Source organism: Amycolatopsis mongoliensis (genome assembly GCF_030285665.1).
GTDB classification, from domain to species: Bacteria; Actinomycetota; Actinomycetes; order Mycobacteriales; family Pseudonocardiaceae; genus Amycolatopsis; species Amycolatopsis mongoliensis.
On sequence record NZ_CP127295.1, the window covers coordinates 4,000,250 to 4,012,839 of the forward strand.

Annotated in this window: 15 protein-coding genes; 8 read left to right on the forward strand and 7 right to left on the reverse strand. The window is 72.0% G+C overall.

Features of this window, described 5'->3' with window-relative positions; translation table 11 throughout:
- The first annotated feature begins 14 nt into the window (after positions 1-14).
- Positions 15-1,259 (forward strand): cytochrome P450, encoded by a 1,245-nt coding sequence (locus QRX60_RS19510; RefSeq protein WP_286002191.1) that lies wholly within the window; start codon positions 15-17, stop codon positions 1,257-1,259.
- Between the two features lie 171 nt (positions 1,260-1,430).
- On the opposite strand, the gene QRX60_RS19515 is transcribed toward QRX60_RS19510, so the two are convergent.
- Entirely contained in the window at positions 1,431-1,877 is a 447-nt protein-coding gene (locus QRX60_RS19515; protein ID WP_286002192.1) for an Rv3235 family protein, read from the reverse strand.
- A gap of 226 nt (positions 1,878-2,103) precedes the next feature.
- Between QRX60_RS19515 and QRX60_RS19520 the strand changes: the two genes are divergently transcribed.
- Entirely contained in the window at positions 2,104-2,478 is a 375-nt protein-coding gene (locus QRX60_RS19520) for an HAD-IA family hydrolase (protein WP_286003646.1), read from the forward strand.
- Positions 2,479-2,481: 3 nt separating this feature from the next.
- Here the strand turns inward: QRX60_RS19520 and QRX60_RS19525 are convergent, their stop codons facing one another.
- Complete coding sequence (locus QRX60_RS19525; RefSeq protein WP_286002193.1) at positions 2,482-3,243, reverse strand: TrmH family RNA methyltransferase; 762 nt, start codon at positions 3,241-3,243, stop codon at positions 2,482-2,484.
- 34 nt (positions 3,244-3,277) lie between these two features.
- Between QRX60_RS19525 and QRX60_RS19530 the strand changes: the two genes are divergently transcribed.
- A complete protein-coding gene (locus tag QRX60_RS19530) occupies positions 3,278-4,684 on the forward strand; it encodes a WS/DGAT/MGAT family O-acyltransferase (protein WP_286002194.1) in 1,407 nt (468 codons plus the stop codon).
- Positions 4,681-5,172: a DUF6912 family protein gene (locus QRX60_RS19535; protein WP_286002195.1), complete on the forward strand. Its 492-nt coding sequence runs from the start codon at positions 4,681-4,683 to the stop codon at positions 5,170-5,172. The genes QRX60_RS19530 and QRX60_RS19535 overlap by 4 nt, the downstream gene beginning before the upstream one ends.
- Positions 5,173-5,595: 423 nt before the next feature.
- Here QRX60_RS19535 and QRX60_RS19540 read toward each other — a convergent pair whose 3' ends face one another.
- From QRX60_RS19540 to rsgA, 4 genes are all read right to left on the reverse strand, one after another.
- On the reverse strand, positions 5,596-6,477 hold the full coding sequence (locus QRX60_RS19540) for an NAD-dependent epimerase/dehydratase family protein (RefSeq protein WP_286002196.1): 882 nt from the start codon (positions 6,475-6,477) through the stop codon (positions 5,596-5,598).
- 51 nt (positions 6,478-6,528) lie between these two features.
- Positions 6,529-7,275, reverse strand: a complete 747-nt coding sequence (locus QRX60_RS19545) for a hypothetical protein (RefSeq protein ID WP_286002197.1) — start codon at positions 7,273-7,275, stop codon at positions 6,529-6,531.
- 68 nt (positions 7,276-7,343) lie between these two features.
- Positions 7,344-8,231, reverse strand: a complete 888-nt coding sequence (locus QRX60_RS19550; protein ID WP_286002198.1) for a LolA-like protein — start codon at positions 8,229-8,231, stop codon at positions 7,344-7,346.
- A gap of 101 nt (positions 8,232-8,332) precedes the next feature.
- The gene (gene rsgA / locus QRX60_RS19555; RefSeq protein ID WP_286002199.1) at positions 8,333-9,355 is read right to left on the reverse strand and encodes a ribosome small subunit-dependent GTPase A; all 1,023 of its coding nucleotides are present in this window, start codon (positions 9,353-9,355) and stop codon (positions 8,333-8,335) included.
- Positions 9,356-9,470: 115 nt separating this feature from the next.
- On the opposite strand from rsgA, the gene QRX60_RS19560 reads away from it, so the two are divergent.
- Both QRX60_RS19560 and QRX60_RS19565 read left to right on the forward strand, forming a co-directional pair.
- Complete coding sequence (locus tag QRX60_RS19560) at positions 9,471-10,241, forward strand: SOS response-associated peptidase (protein ID WP_286002200.1); 771 nt, start codon at positions 9,471-9,473, stop codon at positions 10,239-10,241.
- Positions 10,238-10,846, forward strand: a complete 609-nt coding sequence (locus QRX60_RS19565) for an alpha/beta hydrolase family protein (RefSeq protein WP_286002201.1) — start codon at positions 10,238-10,240, stop codon at positions 10,844-10,846. Before QRX60_RS19560 ends, QRX60_RS19565 begins: the two co-directional genes overlap by 4 nt.
- Positions 10,847-10,932: 86 nt before the next feature.
- On the opposite strand, the gene ybaK is transcribed toward QRX60_RS19565, so the two are convergent.
- Positions 10,933-11,409, reverse strand: a complete 477-nt coding sequence (gene ybaK, locus QRX60_RS19570; RefSeq protein WP_286002202.1) for a Cys-tRNA(Pro) deacylase — start codon at positions 11,407-11,409, stop codon at positions 10,933-10,935.
- 193 nt (positions 11,410-11,602) lie between these two features.
- Here ybaK and QRX60_RS19575 point away from each other — a divergent pair, with 193 nt between their 5' ends.
- Both QRX60_RS19575 and rsrA read left to right on the forward strand, forming a co-directional pair.
- Positions 11,603-12,226: a sigma-70 family RNA polymerase sigma factor gene (locus QRX60_RS19575; RefSeq protein ID WP_332845835.1), complete on the forward strand. Its 624-nt coding sequence runs from the start codon at positions 11,603-11,605 to the stop codon at positions 12,224-12,226.
- On the forward strand, positions 12,223-12,543 hold the full coding sequence (gene rsrA / locus QRX60_RS19580; RefSeq protein WP_286002203.1) for a mycothiol system anti-sigma-R factor: 321 nt from the start codon (positions 12,223-12,225) through the stop codon (positions 12,541-12,543). The genes QRX60_RS19575 and rsrA overlap by 4 nt, the downstream gene beginning before the upstream one ends.
- Positions 12,544-12,590 lie beyond the last annotated feature (47 nt).

Sequence of the window (12,590 nt, forward strand, 5' to 3'; positions counted from 1 at the left end):
TAGCCGGGGCCGGGGTGCGTGCGGAAGTCCGTGCGCACCCCGCCTTCTTTTGCGAGGGGGAGCAGCTGGATCCGCAGGAGTTCTTCGCGCTGTTCGCGGCCGAGCGGCGGCCGGATCCGTACCCGCACTACCGGCGGTGGCGCGAGCGCTTCCCCGTCGCGGAACTGGCCGAGCGGATGTTCGCGGTCAGCGGGTTCGCCGAGGCCACCCAGGTGCTGCGCGACCCGGCCTTCGGGCACCCCGAACCGGAGTACCTGGATCCGGCGGACCGGCTTCCGGACCAGCCGGTCGACGAATCGGGACGCGTGGTCCGGGCGTTCCTGTCCCTGAACCCGCCCGACCACACGCGGCTGCGGCGGCTGGTGGCGAAGGCGTTCACGCCGCGGATGGTCGAGCAGCTGACACCGCGGATCGAGGAGATCACCGCGTCGCTCATCGACGGCGTGCGCGGCGAGTTCGACCTGATGACGTCGCTGGCGAAGCCGTTGCCGGTGGAGGTGATCGCGGAGCTGCTCGGGGTACCGCTGGACGACCGCGAGCGCTTCGCGGAGTGGTCGCACGCATTGGCGCGGGCGCTGGACCCGCCGTTCCTGCAACGCCCGGAGACGGTCGAGCCGGCCGTCCGGGCGCGACAGTCGTTCGTCGGCTACTTCCGCGAGCTGGCGGACCGGCGGCGCCGCGAGCCGGGGGACGACCTGCTGTCCGCGCTGGTGGCGGTGTCCGACGCGGGTGACGTGCTCAGCGAGGGCGAGCTGCTGGTGACGCTCACGCTCCTGCTGATCGCCGGCCACGAGACGACGACGAACCTGATCGGCAACGGAGTACTGGCGCTGCTGCGGCACCCGGACGGCCTGCGCCCCGCGGCGGAGGCGCCCGACCGGGTGGTGGAGGAGGTGCTGCGCCACGACTCGCCGGTCCAGCTGACGGCCCGGACAGCGTTGCGCGACACGGTTTTGGGCGAGGTGGCGGTGCCGGCGGGCAGCCAGGCGATCGTCCTGATCGGAGCGGCCAACCGCGACCCGTCGGCGGGCCCGGACCCGGAGTCGTTCGACCCGTCCCGCGCGCCGGGGCGGCACCTGGCGTTCGGCCAGGGAATCCACTTCTGCCTCGGCGCCCCACTGGCGAGACTGGAGGGCCGCATCGTGTTCCGGGAGCTGGCCCGCCGTCTGCCGGAGTTACGGGCGGCAGGCGATCCGAAGTGGACCGCGACGACGACCCTGCGCGGCTTGGCGACGCTGCCGGTCGCGAGTGGTCGGTAGGTTCCAGCCCGGACTGCCGGTCACGACCGGGCCGGTGGGGTGGGGAGTTGCACGCAGGCCGGACTCGGCGTTGCGCCCGGCTCTGCTGGTGGCCTCAGCCGGGTGCGTTGCGCTGCCGGGCGGTCCGTCGACCGTCGAACCCCGGCGGTGCGCGGGCCGGGCGAGCGCGGCTCACGCCGCCGCCGGCCGTCGCGCCTGCTGGTCCGGCCGACCCGGCTTCAGCAGTGCGAAACGCACGCACTGCCAGCCCGCCGGGGTCCTGGTGAAGCGGGCCGCCAGCGCGAACGACCGGCCGTCCGCCTCCACCCGGGCGCACGCCTCGATCACCCCCGGCACCGGGGTGCACACGTGCACCCGGCCCATCCGGTGCCGCGGCCGCCCCGGGTGTGGCCCGCTGAGGCCGGCGAAGACCTCCGGCGCCACCATCCCGCGGATCTGCGGCACCGGCCGCCGGCCGTCGTACGCCTCCAGCAGCATCTTCAGCAGATGGCTGACCTCGCCCGCCTCGAGTTGTCTCGGCACCGGCCACCGGGCGTCGCTCCGGCGGTGTCCGTGCGGGGGCACCGCCGCCGGCCGTTCGGCCCGGCGCGGCACTTCGTAGTGGACCAGCGTTCTCACGCGGTGTTCCTCGGACATTTTCTCCCCTCCCGGCCGCGGCATTTCGCCGCTGCCTCCGCTTAGAGGGGGGAACCGGCCGGAAAGGCGACGGGAATCGCCCGATTCGGGAAAGAATCACCGAAGTCATGGATTCGCGGATGCCGGTGCGGTAGGCGCGGACCGTTGTTGCGCTATGCGAGACAGCGGTCATCGCCCTCGCTATGGTGTGCCGGTGCTGAAGGGGTTATTGGTCGATTTCGCCGGAGTTCTCACGGATCCCGACGCCGGCCGCTTCTACGACTACCTGGCGGCCGCGCGCGAACGCGGCGTCCGCACCGCGCTGCTGTCCAACGCCCCCGGGGCGTCGGCCGAGGTGAAGAACACGATGTTCGACTTTTTCGACGCCCTCGTGTTTTCCGGTGAGGTCGGTGTCGCGAAACCGGATCCCGCGGTCTACCTCATCGCGGCCGACCGGCTCGGCCTGCCCGCCGTGCGTTGTGCGTTCGTCGACGACTCGGCCGCGAACATCCGCGGCGCCGTCGAGGCGGGCATGGTCGGCGTGCACCACCGGTCGGTCGAGGAGACGCTCACCGAACTCGGCGCGCTGTTCCCGGACCTCTGAGCGTCACCGCGCCCGGCGGACCAGCTCGAACGACAGGACCGCGGCGGCAGCTGAGACATTCAGCGACTCGACGTCACCCGGCATGGGAATCGACACCCATTCCGTGACGAGCTCGCCGACTTCGCCGCCGACCCCGGCCGTCTCGCCGCCGAGGACGAACGCGGCGCGCTGCGGCAGGTCGAAATCGAAAATCGAGGTTTTCGCCGACGCGCCCAGCGCGTAAAGGCCGTAGCCGGCTTCGGTGAGCATTTCGGCGGCTTCGCGCGCGGAGCCGCACCGCAGCACCGGCGCGCGGAAGGCGACCCCGGCCGAAGCCTTGACCACCATCGGGTCGAGCGCCGCGACACCGCGGCGCGGCACGATCACGCCGTCCAGCCCGGCGGCGGTCGCCGTGCGCAGGATCATCCCGACGTTCGCGGGCGTGGTGATGCCGTCGAGCAGCAGCACGCGCGAAGGCGGTCGGCGGTCCGACAGCGCGGCTTCGAGCGCGCGCATGCGCGGCGCGACGACGTCGGCGAGCACGCCCTGGTCCTGCTTGCCGTTACCGGCGAGCACCTTGACCCGGTGGGCGCTGGCGCGCTGCACCGCCACGCCGGCGGCCTTCGCCGCGCGCTGTATCTCCGCCGCGCCGGGGCCGCGGGCGGTGTCGGCGAGGATCACCTTGTCCACGCGCAGGCCGTCGTCGGCCAGTGCTTCGAGCACCGGCTTCCGGCCGTAGACGGTCAGGAAGCGGTCTTTCGGCGAGACAGTCGACTCATCACCCACACCGGGCAGTCTCGCACTGTGTAAGGATCGGCTCATGCCCGACCGCCTGTCCGCGCTGGACGCCTCGTTCCTCTACGTCGAGGACCACGCGACACCGATGCACGTCGGCGGGGTGGCGATCTTCGAGCGGCCGCGGTCCGGGTTCAGCTACGCGCAGCTGCTCGACCTCGTCGGGGCGCGGCTGGCGTACCTGCCGCGCTACCGCCAGCGCGTGCTGGAGGTGCCGGGTCACCTCGCGCGGCCGGTGTGGGTGGACGACGTCGACTTCGACCTCAACTACCACGTCCGGCGCTCGGCGCTGCCCCAGCCGGGCAGCGACGAGCAGCTGTTCGACCTGGTCGCGCGGCTGATGTCGCGACGGCTGGCGCCGGAGCGCCCGCTCTGGGAGGCATACTTCATCGAGGGCCTGGCCGGCGACCGGGTGGCGCTGGTGACCAAGACCCATCAGTCCGTTGTGGACGGTGTCGGCACGATCGAGCTCGGCCAGCTCATCCTCGACCCGACGCCGGCCGAGCCGGAGCCGTTCGAGGACATCTGGACCCCGCGGCGCGAGCCGAGCCGCACACAGCTGGTGCTGGACGCGGTCAGCGAGGGCGTCCAGCGGCCGGGCGAGGTCGTGGAGAACGTCCGCTCGGCGGCGAACGACGCGTTCGCGACGGCGGGCAAGTTCGCCGAGACCGTCGGCGGGGTGGCGTCGACGCTGCGGACGCTGGTCAACCCGGCGCCGACCGGGCCGCTGAACGTCCGGGTGTCCGGCGGGCGCGTGTTCTCGGTGGTGCGCACGCGGCTGGAGGACTACCGGAAGATCCGCGCGGCGCACGGCGGCACGGTCAACGACGTCGTCCTCGCTGCCGTCACGGGCGCGCTGCGCGAATGGCTGCTTTCGCGCGAGGAGTCGCTGACCCCGCACGCGACGATCCGCGCGCTGGTGCCGCTGGCGGTCCGCGACGCGGAGACGGCGGAGTACTCGACGCCGGCGCTGGTCGGCAACCAGGTGGCCGCATACCTGGTGGACCTGCCGGTCGGCGAGCCCAACCCGGTGCTGCGGCTGCAGCACATCAGCCACGCGATGACCGAGCACCTCGACTCGGGACGGCCGGTGGCGGCGCGCGGGCTGCTCAAGGTGGGCGGGTTCGCCCCGGCTACCCTCCATTCGCTGGGCGCGCGGGCGGCGGGGTCGCTGTCCGGGCGCATCTTCAACGTCATGGTGACCAACTCGCCGGGCCCGCAGGTGCCGATGTACGCGGGAGAGGCCAGACTGGTCGAGATGTTCCCGGTGATGCCGCTGATGCGCACCCAGGCGCTGGCGATCGGGGTGACGTCCTACCACGGCGGCGTCTACTTCGGACTCAACGGCGACCGCAAGGCCGCGTTCGACGTCGACCTGGTGGCCGGGATGATCGAAGAGTCCTTGGAAGAGCTGAAGGGTGCGCACTGGTGAGGGTCTATCTGCCTGCGACCATCGCGATGCTTCGCGACCTCGAATCCTCGGGGGAGTTCCGCGCCCGCAGCGGGACGGCGTTCGCGCTGACCCCGGCGCTGCGCGAGGCGTACGTGAGCGGGTCGGACGAGGAGCTGGAGTACGCGGCGCTGCTGGACGCGGCGCGGGCTTCGCTGCGCCTGATCGCGGCTGAGGAGAAGGGCGAACCGCGCCGGGTGGTGATATCGGCGGACGTCGAGGGCGTGACGTTGCGCCCCGACCTCGACGCGCCGGTGGTGCGCATCGGGGGACCGATCCCGCTGTCGGCGGTGGCGGCGATCCACGTGGACGCCTCGGAGGCGGCGGACGCGGTGGCCGCGGCGGCGGCGGTGATCGACGCGGCGGACCTGGGGGACCCGGACGCGGAGTTCACCTTGGGCGACGCCGAGGATCACGAGCTGGCTTGGTACGCGCCGCAGGAACTGCCTTTCCTGCTGGAGCTGCTCTGAGTTGTCCACAGGTGGGTGCTCCTGTGGACAACCTGGGGATCGGGCGGCTGAACCGCGGCACCGGCGAGTCGAGGGGCTCGGTCGTGCTGTCGTGAATGACCCATTCACCTCATCTGACGACAGGAATGAGTCATTCACGACATCCGGAGCGCCTCCCGGCCGCCCAAGACACGCCCCCACCCATCCCCTCCTCGGGGCGGGGATGGCGGGGGCTCTCCGGCGGGGCCCTGGCTGTCCCGGCGCCGCTCGACGGCTGCGGCGCCCTTCGGCAAACGACAGGAATGAGTCATTCACGACCTCCCACGCCGTGAATGACTCATTCAAGACACCGTCGGCGAGGCGACCGACCTGCGTCCGCAAAAACATCCGCCGGGAACTCGGCTTAGCGGGACCCAGCCGAAGACGGGGCGAGCCCCAGCACCCTCAGTCCGCGGTGAACCAGTCCGGCCCCGGCACCGGCCGCTCGCACCGCCACCCGGTCGCCGCCATCAGCTTCCCCGAATCCACCCGCTGCGACCGGGCCATCGGCTCCGCCATCGCCACCCGCGAGAGCAGCCACTTCGGCACCGCCCGCGCCTTCCGCACCCCCGCCGCCGCGGCCATGGCCTCTCCCAGCACGCCCTTCCGCACCGCCGGCGCACCCACGTTGTAAACGCCCGAGGGCGCGGCCAACGCCGCCACCGCGGCCGCCGCCGCGTCGGACGGGTGGATCGCCGTCGTCCAATCCGTCCGGGACCCCATGATCAGCGGCGCCCCACGCCGGGCGGACGCCAGCAGCGCCGACGTCAGCGTGTCCGACCCCACCAGTGTCCCGATCCGCAACCGCACCACCGTGCGGTCCTCCAGCGCCGCCACGTTCTCGTGCGCCACCATCGACGACGCCGTCACCCCGCGCGGGCGCACAGGCGCGTCCTCGGTCAGCAGGCGATCCCCGCCGTCCGCGTACACGAACGAGATCCCCTCCTGGACCACGGTCCGCAGCTCCTCGACCTCCCGGACCGCCGCGGCCAGCGCGGCGCTCCCCGTCAGCCGGACCCGGTCGTTCGCCGCCCAGGCCGCCTTGCTGGTCACCTTCCGGGGAATGCGCGTCGCCAGGTTCAGCACCGCGTCGTGGCCGCGCAACGCCGTCACCAGCGACGATGCCGAGAACAGGTCACCCGGTACCGGCTTCGCGCCGGTCGCCTCGACGGCCGGTGCGCGCGAGGCGTCCCGGGCCAGCCCACTCACCTCGTGCCCCGCCGCCAGCAGCCGGGCCACCGCCGGCACCCCCAGCACGCCCGTCGCTCCGATCACCATCACCCGCATGTCCGTCTCCTTTCGACAGAAGACCGGACGAGACGCGGGACGAAAACGTGACTACCCCACCTCACCCGGGGGCGGCGGCTGCACATCCACCGGCGCACCCCACTCGCTGTACCGGGTGGTGATCCGAGCCTCCCCGCCCTGCAGGATCGGCGACAGGTCCAGCACGACCTGCACCGGCCGGTGCGCGTCGTCGAGCCAGATCTCCACCGGGAACTTGCCGAGCCGCCCGGCCGAGTCCGCCGGCAGACCCGCGGGCAGGTCGGTGCCCAGGCGAGCCAGGTCCAGGTCGACGCGGTAGTGCTCCGCGGCCACGCCGTCCAGCTGCCCGCGCTCCGCCGAGACGATCGTGCCCGCCGTCCGGATCTCGCCGAGGGTGTGCGCCGGGTCGTTCTGGGCCGCCAGCTGCGCGAGACTGCCGCCGAGGACCTGCGAGAACGGGTCCGTGCCGTCCTGGGCGACCACCACCCACGGCTTTCCCATGCCGACCTCTTCGCGCGAACCCTCGGGCACCTTGGCGTACAGCTTTCCGGCCACCAGCCGCAGCTCCATCGGCTCGCCGATGAAGTCGGTCGTCATCACCTGCGACGTCCCGCCCGCGCCGAACCGCGCCTGGCCCTGGCCCTTCGAGCGGACCTGGCCCACGGCGACGTCCGTGCCGAACTTCGCCGAGCCGCCGCTCGTGGTGGCCGCCGTGGCGGCGTCGGCCAGCGCCCGCGAGTCGGCGAACGCGGGGGGTGGCGGCGGGGTGGAGCACGCGCCGGCGAACAGGACGAGCAGCACGACGGCGGCTTTGCGCATGGCACACCAAAACACAGCGGCTCCCCCGAACCCGTTCGGGGGAGCCGCGGTGACTCAGCGTCGTCCGGTCAGCGACCGGCCTTCTTCATCAGCTCGCCGAGGTCGACGACCTGGTCGGCCGGCGGGGCCGTCACGTCGACCTGGGTGCCCCAGTCGCTGTACTTCATCGTGAACTTCGCGTCACCGGCCGGCGCGCCCATCGCCTGCATCATCGGGCCCTGGTCCATGGTGACCTGCACCGGCAGGTTGTCCTTGTTCAGCCACAGCTCGGCCGGGATCTTGAGGTCCTTGCCCTTGAGCTTCTCGGTGAGCTGTTCGCGCGCCGCGGCCGGGACCTGGCTGGTGAACTGGTCGACGGCCTTGGCGACGTCGAGCTCGACCTTGTAGTGGTTGACCTTCTCGCCGTTCAGCTCGGTCTGGTCGGACGAGATGATCCGGCCCGCCTTGGACACCTGGTCCAGGATCTTGCTCGGGTCGCTCTGCTCCGCCGACTGCGACATCGCGGTGCCCATCGCCTGCGAGACCGGGTCGGTGCCGTCGGCCGAGATCTTGGCCCACGACTTGTCGGTGCCCATCTGCTTCTGCTGGTCGGCGGGCAGCTTGATGTACATGACCTTGTCGACCATGCGCATCTCGGTGGTCTCGCCGGCCGCGGTGCTGGTCATCGAGAACTTGGTGTTCGCGCCGTCGAAGGCCATCGCGCCGGACGCGCTGACGGTCTGGCCGGCGGCGGAGCCCTCCATGGTGAACTTCGCCGACTTGGACTTCTCGGTGCCCTGCTTGGACGCCGACGCCAGCTGGATCGCGTCGGTGAACGGCGAGGCGAGGAGGCCGCCGCCGTTGGCCTGCGTCTGGTTGCCCGCGCCGGCCGGCTCGGCGGTGCCGGAGTTGCCGCTGCACGCCGTCAGCGTGAGCACCAGCGCGGCGCCCGCCGCGACCAGGGTCGTCTTGCGCATCGAATTCCCCTCAGAGTCGGATCTTCCGCTCGGCATATCGCCCGAACGGGCGAATAGTTACCACTGGGACGGTGACGATCCGACTTCGGTTCCCGGTTGTCTCAGGCGTCCGTGACGCGGGTCACTTCATGGCCGCCGCGGGAGGTCAGCAGGCGCCGCAGCGACGCGAGCCGTTCGGCGCCCGCCCGGCCCTCGGTGACGACGTCGTCGAGCGCGCAGTCCGGGTCCTCGGGTGGCCCGAGGTGCCCGCAGCCCGACGGGCACTCCTCGGCGGCTTCGGCGAACTCCTCGAAGGCGTCGACGATGTCGTCCGCGGTGACGTGGGCCAGCCCGAACGACCGCACGCCCGGGGTGTCGATCACCCAGCCGCCGTCCGGCAGCGGCAGCGCCACCGCGGCGACGGACGTGTGCCGCCCCTTGCCGACGGCGCTCACCACGCCGACGGCCAGCGCGGCGTCCGGGACCAGGCGGTTCACCAATGTCGACTTGCCGACACCGGAGTGGCCAACCAGCGCCGTCACGCGGTCCTTCAGCATCTCGGCGAGGCCTTCGGGCTCTTCGTCGTAGCGGGTCACGATCGCCGGGATGTCGAGTCCCGCGTAACCGGCGAGGAGCTCGTCCGGGCTGGCCAGGTCGGCCTTCGTCAGGCACAGCACCGGCTCGACACCGCCCGCGTAGCAGGCGACCAGGCAGCGGTCGATGAACCCGGTCCGCGGCGGCGGATCGGCGAGCGCGGTGACGATCAGCAGGCGCTCGGCGTTGGCGACGACCAGTCGCTCGAACGGGTCGGTGTCGTCGGCCGTGCGCAGGAGGGAGCTGGTCCGCTCGTCGACGCGGATGATGCGCGCGAGGGTGTCCGGCTTGCCGGAGACGTCGCCGACGATCCCGACCCGGTCGCCGACCACCACCGGGGTCCGGCCCATCTCGCGGGCCCGCATCGCGGTGATCACCCGCGCGGGATCGGCGTCGACCGCGCAGGTCCAGCGGCCGCGGTCCTTGCCGATGACCATGGCGTTGACGGCGTCGGCGTGCTCGGGACGGCGCTTGCTGCGGGGCCGGGTGCCCTTGCCCGGACGCACGCGGACGTCGGACTCGTCCAGCTTGCTCCAGTCGTTGCGCGCCAAACCCTCGTCCTCTCGTGCACCGGTGCCCACCCGAATGATCCCACGCCGCTCGCCACGGCCCTGGCCTGCGTGTAACGATGGCGTCCCGGACGTTTCCGGCAGAGGAGGTTGGCCCATGTGCGGCCGTTACGCCGCCACGAAGGACCCGGCGAAGCTGATCGAAGAGTTCGAGGCCATCGACCTCACGGAAGGCCACGCGCGCGCCGACCACAACGTCGCGCCGACGAAGAACGTGGTCACCGTCGTGCAGCGGCACCCGCGTGACGAAGACGGCCAGGTCCTCGAGGACGAGCCCGCCGAGCGTTCGCTGCGGATGATGAAGTGGGGCCTGGTGCCGTTCTGGGCCAAGGACCCGTCGGTCGGCTCGCGGATGATCAACACGCGCGCCGAGACGGCCGCCGAGAAGCCGGCGTTCCGCCGCGCGCTCGTGTCCCGCCGTTGCCTGGTGCCCGCCGACGGCTGGTTCGAATGGCGCCGCACCGGCAAGGAGAAGGAGCCGTTCTACATGACGGAGCCGGACGGCTCCTCGATCGCGTTCGGCGGGATCTGGGAGAGCTGGCGGCCCAAGGACGACGACAACGCGTCGCCGCTGATCACGTTCTCGATCATCACGACCGACGCCACCGGCCAGCTCACCGACATCCACCACCGGATGCCGCTGATCGTGCCCCGCGCGCACTGGGACGGGTGGCTGGACCCGGACCGCGAAGACGTCAAGGACCTGCTGGTGCCGACGCCGGAGGACATCGTGGCGTCGCTGGAGCTGCGGCCGATCTCGACCCTGGTCAACAACGTCCGCAACAACGGACCCGAGCTGCTGGAGCGCGTCGACCCGCAGCAGCAGCTCGAGGAGGAGGGCGCGTTGTTCGACGCGCCGAAGTCATGACGGCCCTCGCGATCGACACCGCGTACGGCCCGGCCCGGGTCTACCTGCACTGCGCCGAAGAGGGCGTGGCGGTGCTCATGCTCGGCCACGGCGCGGGCGGCGGTCTCGGCGCGAAGGACCTCGTCGCGGTGACGCGGGCGGCGCAGGCGGCCGGCGTGCACGTGGCGCTGGTCGAGCAGCCGTACAAGGTGGCGGGCCGCCGCGCCCCGGCCCCGGCGAACCAGCTGGACGCGGCGTGGCTGACGGTCGCGGACGAGCTTTCGGAGCGCTTCGACGGCCTGCCGTTCGTGTTCGGCGGCCGGTCGTCGGGGGCGCGGGTGGCCTGCCGGACGGCGTCGGCCGGGCAGGCGGTGGCGGTGCTGTGCCTGGCGTTCCCGGAGCACCCGCCAGGTCGGCCGGAGAAGACGCGCCAGCCGGAGTTCGACGCGGTCGAGGTCCCCACCCTGGTGATCCAGGGCGAGCGCGACCCGTTCGGGCGGCCGAAGGTGGGGGCGCACCAGGAGCTCGTGCTGGTGGACGGGGACCACAACCTGGGCAAGGACCTGGAGACGGTCTCCCGGGCGGCGACGGAATGGCTCTCCCGGGTGCTGCGGCCCCTGGCCTGACCTGGCCCGAGCGTCCCGATGCGGCATTGGTTGCGCCTGACGCATCGGGGCGGTCAACAGCCTGGCCGCCGTCGTGAACCCTCTGGTCAGGCCGCGATCGGGGCCACCACCGCGCCGGTGAGGCGGATCAGCTCGGCCGGGGCCAGCTCCACCTCCAGCCCCCGTCGTCCCGCTGAACAGAACACCGTCTCGAACGTCGGCGCCGAGGCGTCGATCACCACCGCCAGCCGGCTCCGGTGGCCCAGCGGTGAGATCCCGCCCAGCACGTACCCCGTGGCCCGCTGGGCCGCCGCCGGGTCGGCCATCTTCGCCTTCTTGCCGCCGGCCGCGGCCGCCAGCGCCTTCAGGTCCAGCTGTCCGGTGACCGGGACCACACCCACGACGAGACGCCCGTCCACCTCGACCACCAGCGTCTTGAACACCCGGGCGCGCTCCAGGCCCAGTGCCTCCACCGCTTCCAGCCCGTACGACTCCGCCCGCGGGTCGTGGTCGTACGCGTGCAGCGTGTGCGCCACTTTCTGCTTCGCCAACAGCGCCGTCGCCGGGGTGCCCTTGCCAGCCATGGGCCGGAGTCTAGGGAATGCTCGCTCCCCCCGATCGGTTGTAGGGGGCGTGACCACAACCCTCGCCACCACACGCTCTCGCAGCCGCCGCCGCCCACAGGCACCGGCGAACCGCGGTGTGCCCGGCCCCCGCGTAAACTCGACGTCGCCGTATGCGCGCACGCGCATCGACGCCGAGCGGGAAGGGAACGGTTTGCCGAGCACGCAGAACCCAGCGTCGGAAGAAGCGACCGAGGCCGAGCGCGCCGAGCGCTTCGAGCGGGACGCGATGCCGCTGCTCGACCAGCTGTACTCGGCCGCGATGCGGATGACCCGCAACCCCGCCGATGCCGAGGACCTGGTCCAGGAGACCTACCTGAAGGCGTACGCGGCCTTCGCGTCCTTCAAGGCGGGCACGAACCTCAAGGCGTGGATGTACCGCATCCTCACCAACACCTACATCAACGGTTACCGCAAGCGGCAGCGGCAGCCGGTGCAGCAGCCCACCGAGGAGATCACCGACTGGCAGATCGCCAAGGCGGAGAGCCACACCTCCAGCGGGCTGCGCTCGGCCGAGGTCGAGGCGATGGACAACCTGCCCGACACCGACGTGAAGGCCGCCCTGCAGAAGCTGCCCGAGGAGTTCCGGCTGGCCGTCTACCTGGCCGACGTCGAGGGCTTCGCTTACAAGGAGATCGCCGAGATCATGGACACGCCCATCGGCACCGTGATGTCCCGCCTGCACCGCGGCCGCGCGCAGCTGCGCGACCTGCTCGCCGACGTCGCCCGCGAGCGTGGCTTCGTCCGGGGTGCCAAGGAGGAGGTGGCGGGGCGATGAACGACATGTGCGAAGGCGCGTCGGACAAGGTCCGCTGCGAAGAGGCGCTCGCCGACATCTACCTGCTGCTGGACCGCGAGTGCAGCCCCGAGCGGGACGCCGCGCTGCGCGCCCACATCGAGGACTGCCCGCCGTGCCTCGAGGAGTACGGCATCGACGAGCACATCAAGCAGCTGCTGGCCCGCAAGTGCGGGGGCGACCACGCCCCGGCCGAGCTGAAGAGCCGGCTGCGGGCGTCGATCCGCCAGACCGTCGCCACGCGCGGCGGCCTCACCGTGGAACGCACCGAGATCACCCTCGAGCAGCGTTCCGAATAGCGCCCGAGCACGACGAAGGCCCCCGCGCAGGTGTGCGGGGGCCTTCG

Bases quoted from the DNA above. Each gene is read 5' to 3' on its own strand.
- QRX60_RS19530 (WP_286002194.1), top strand. From the start codon at position 3,278: ATGCCCGACCGCCTGTCCGCGCTGGACGCCTCGTTCCTCTACGTCGAG.
- QRX60_RS19540 (WP_286002196.1), bottom strand. From the start codon at position 6,477: ATGCGGGTGATGGTGATCGGAGCGACGGGCGTGCTGGGGGTGCCGGCG.
- QRX60_RS19545 (WP_286002197.1), bottom strand. From the start codon at position 7,275: ATGCGCAAAGCCGCCGTCGTGCTGCTCGTCCTGTTCGCCGGCGCGTGC.
- QRX60_RS19550 (WP_286002198.1), bottom strand. From the start codon at position 8,231: ATGCGCAAGACGACCCTGGTCGCGGCGGGCGCCGCGCTGGTGCTCACG.
- QRX60_RS19560 (WP_286002200.1), top strand. From the start codon at position 9,471: ATGTGCGGCCGTTACGCCGCCACGAAGGACCCGGCGAAGCTGATCGAA.
- QRX60_RS19565 (WP_286002201.1), top strand. From the start codon at position 10,238: ATGACGGCCCTCGCGATCGACACCGCGTACGGCCCGGCCCGGGTCTAC.
- ybaK (WP_286002202.1), bottom strand. From the start codon at position 11,409: ATGGCTGGCAAGGGCACCCCGGCGACGGCGCTGTTGGCGAAGCAGAAA.
- rsrA (WP_286002203.1), top strand. From the start codon at position 12,223: ATGAACGACATGTGCGAAGGCGCGTCGGACAAGGTCCGCTGCGAAGAG.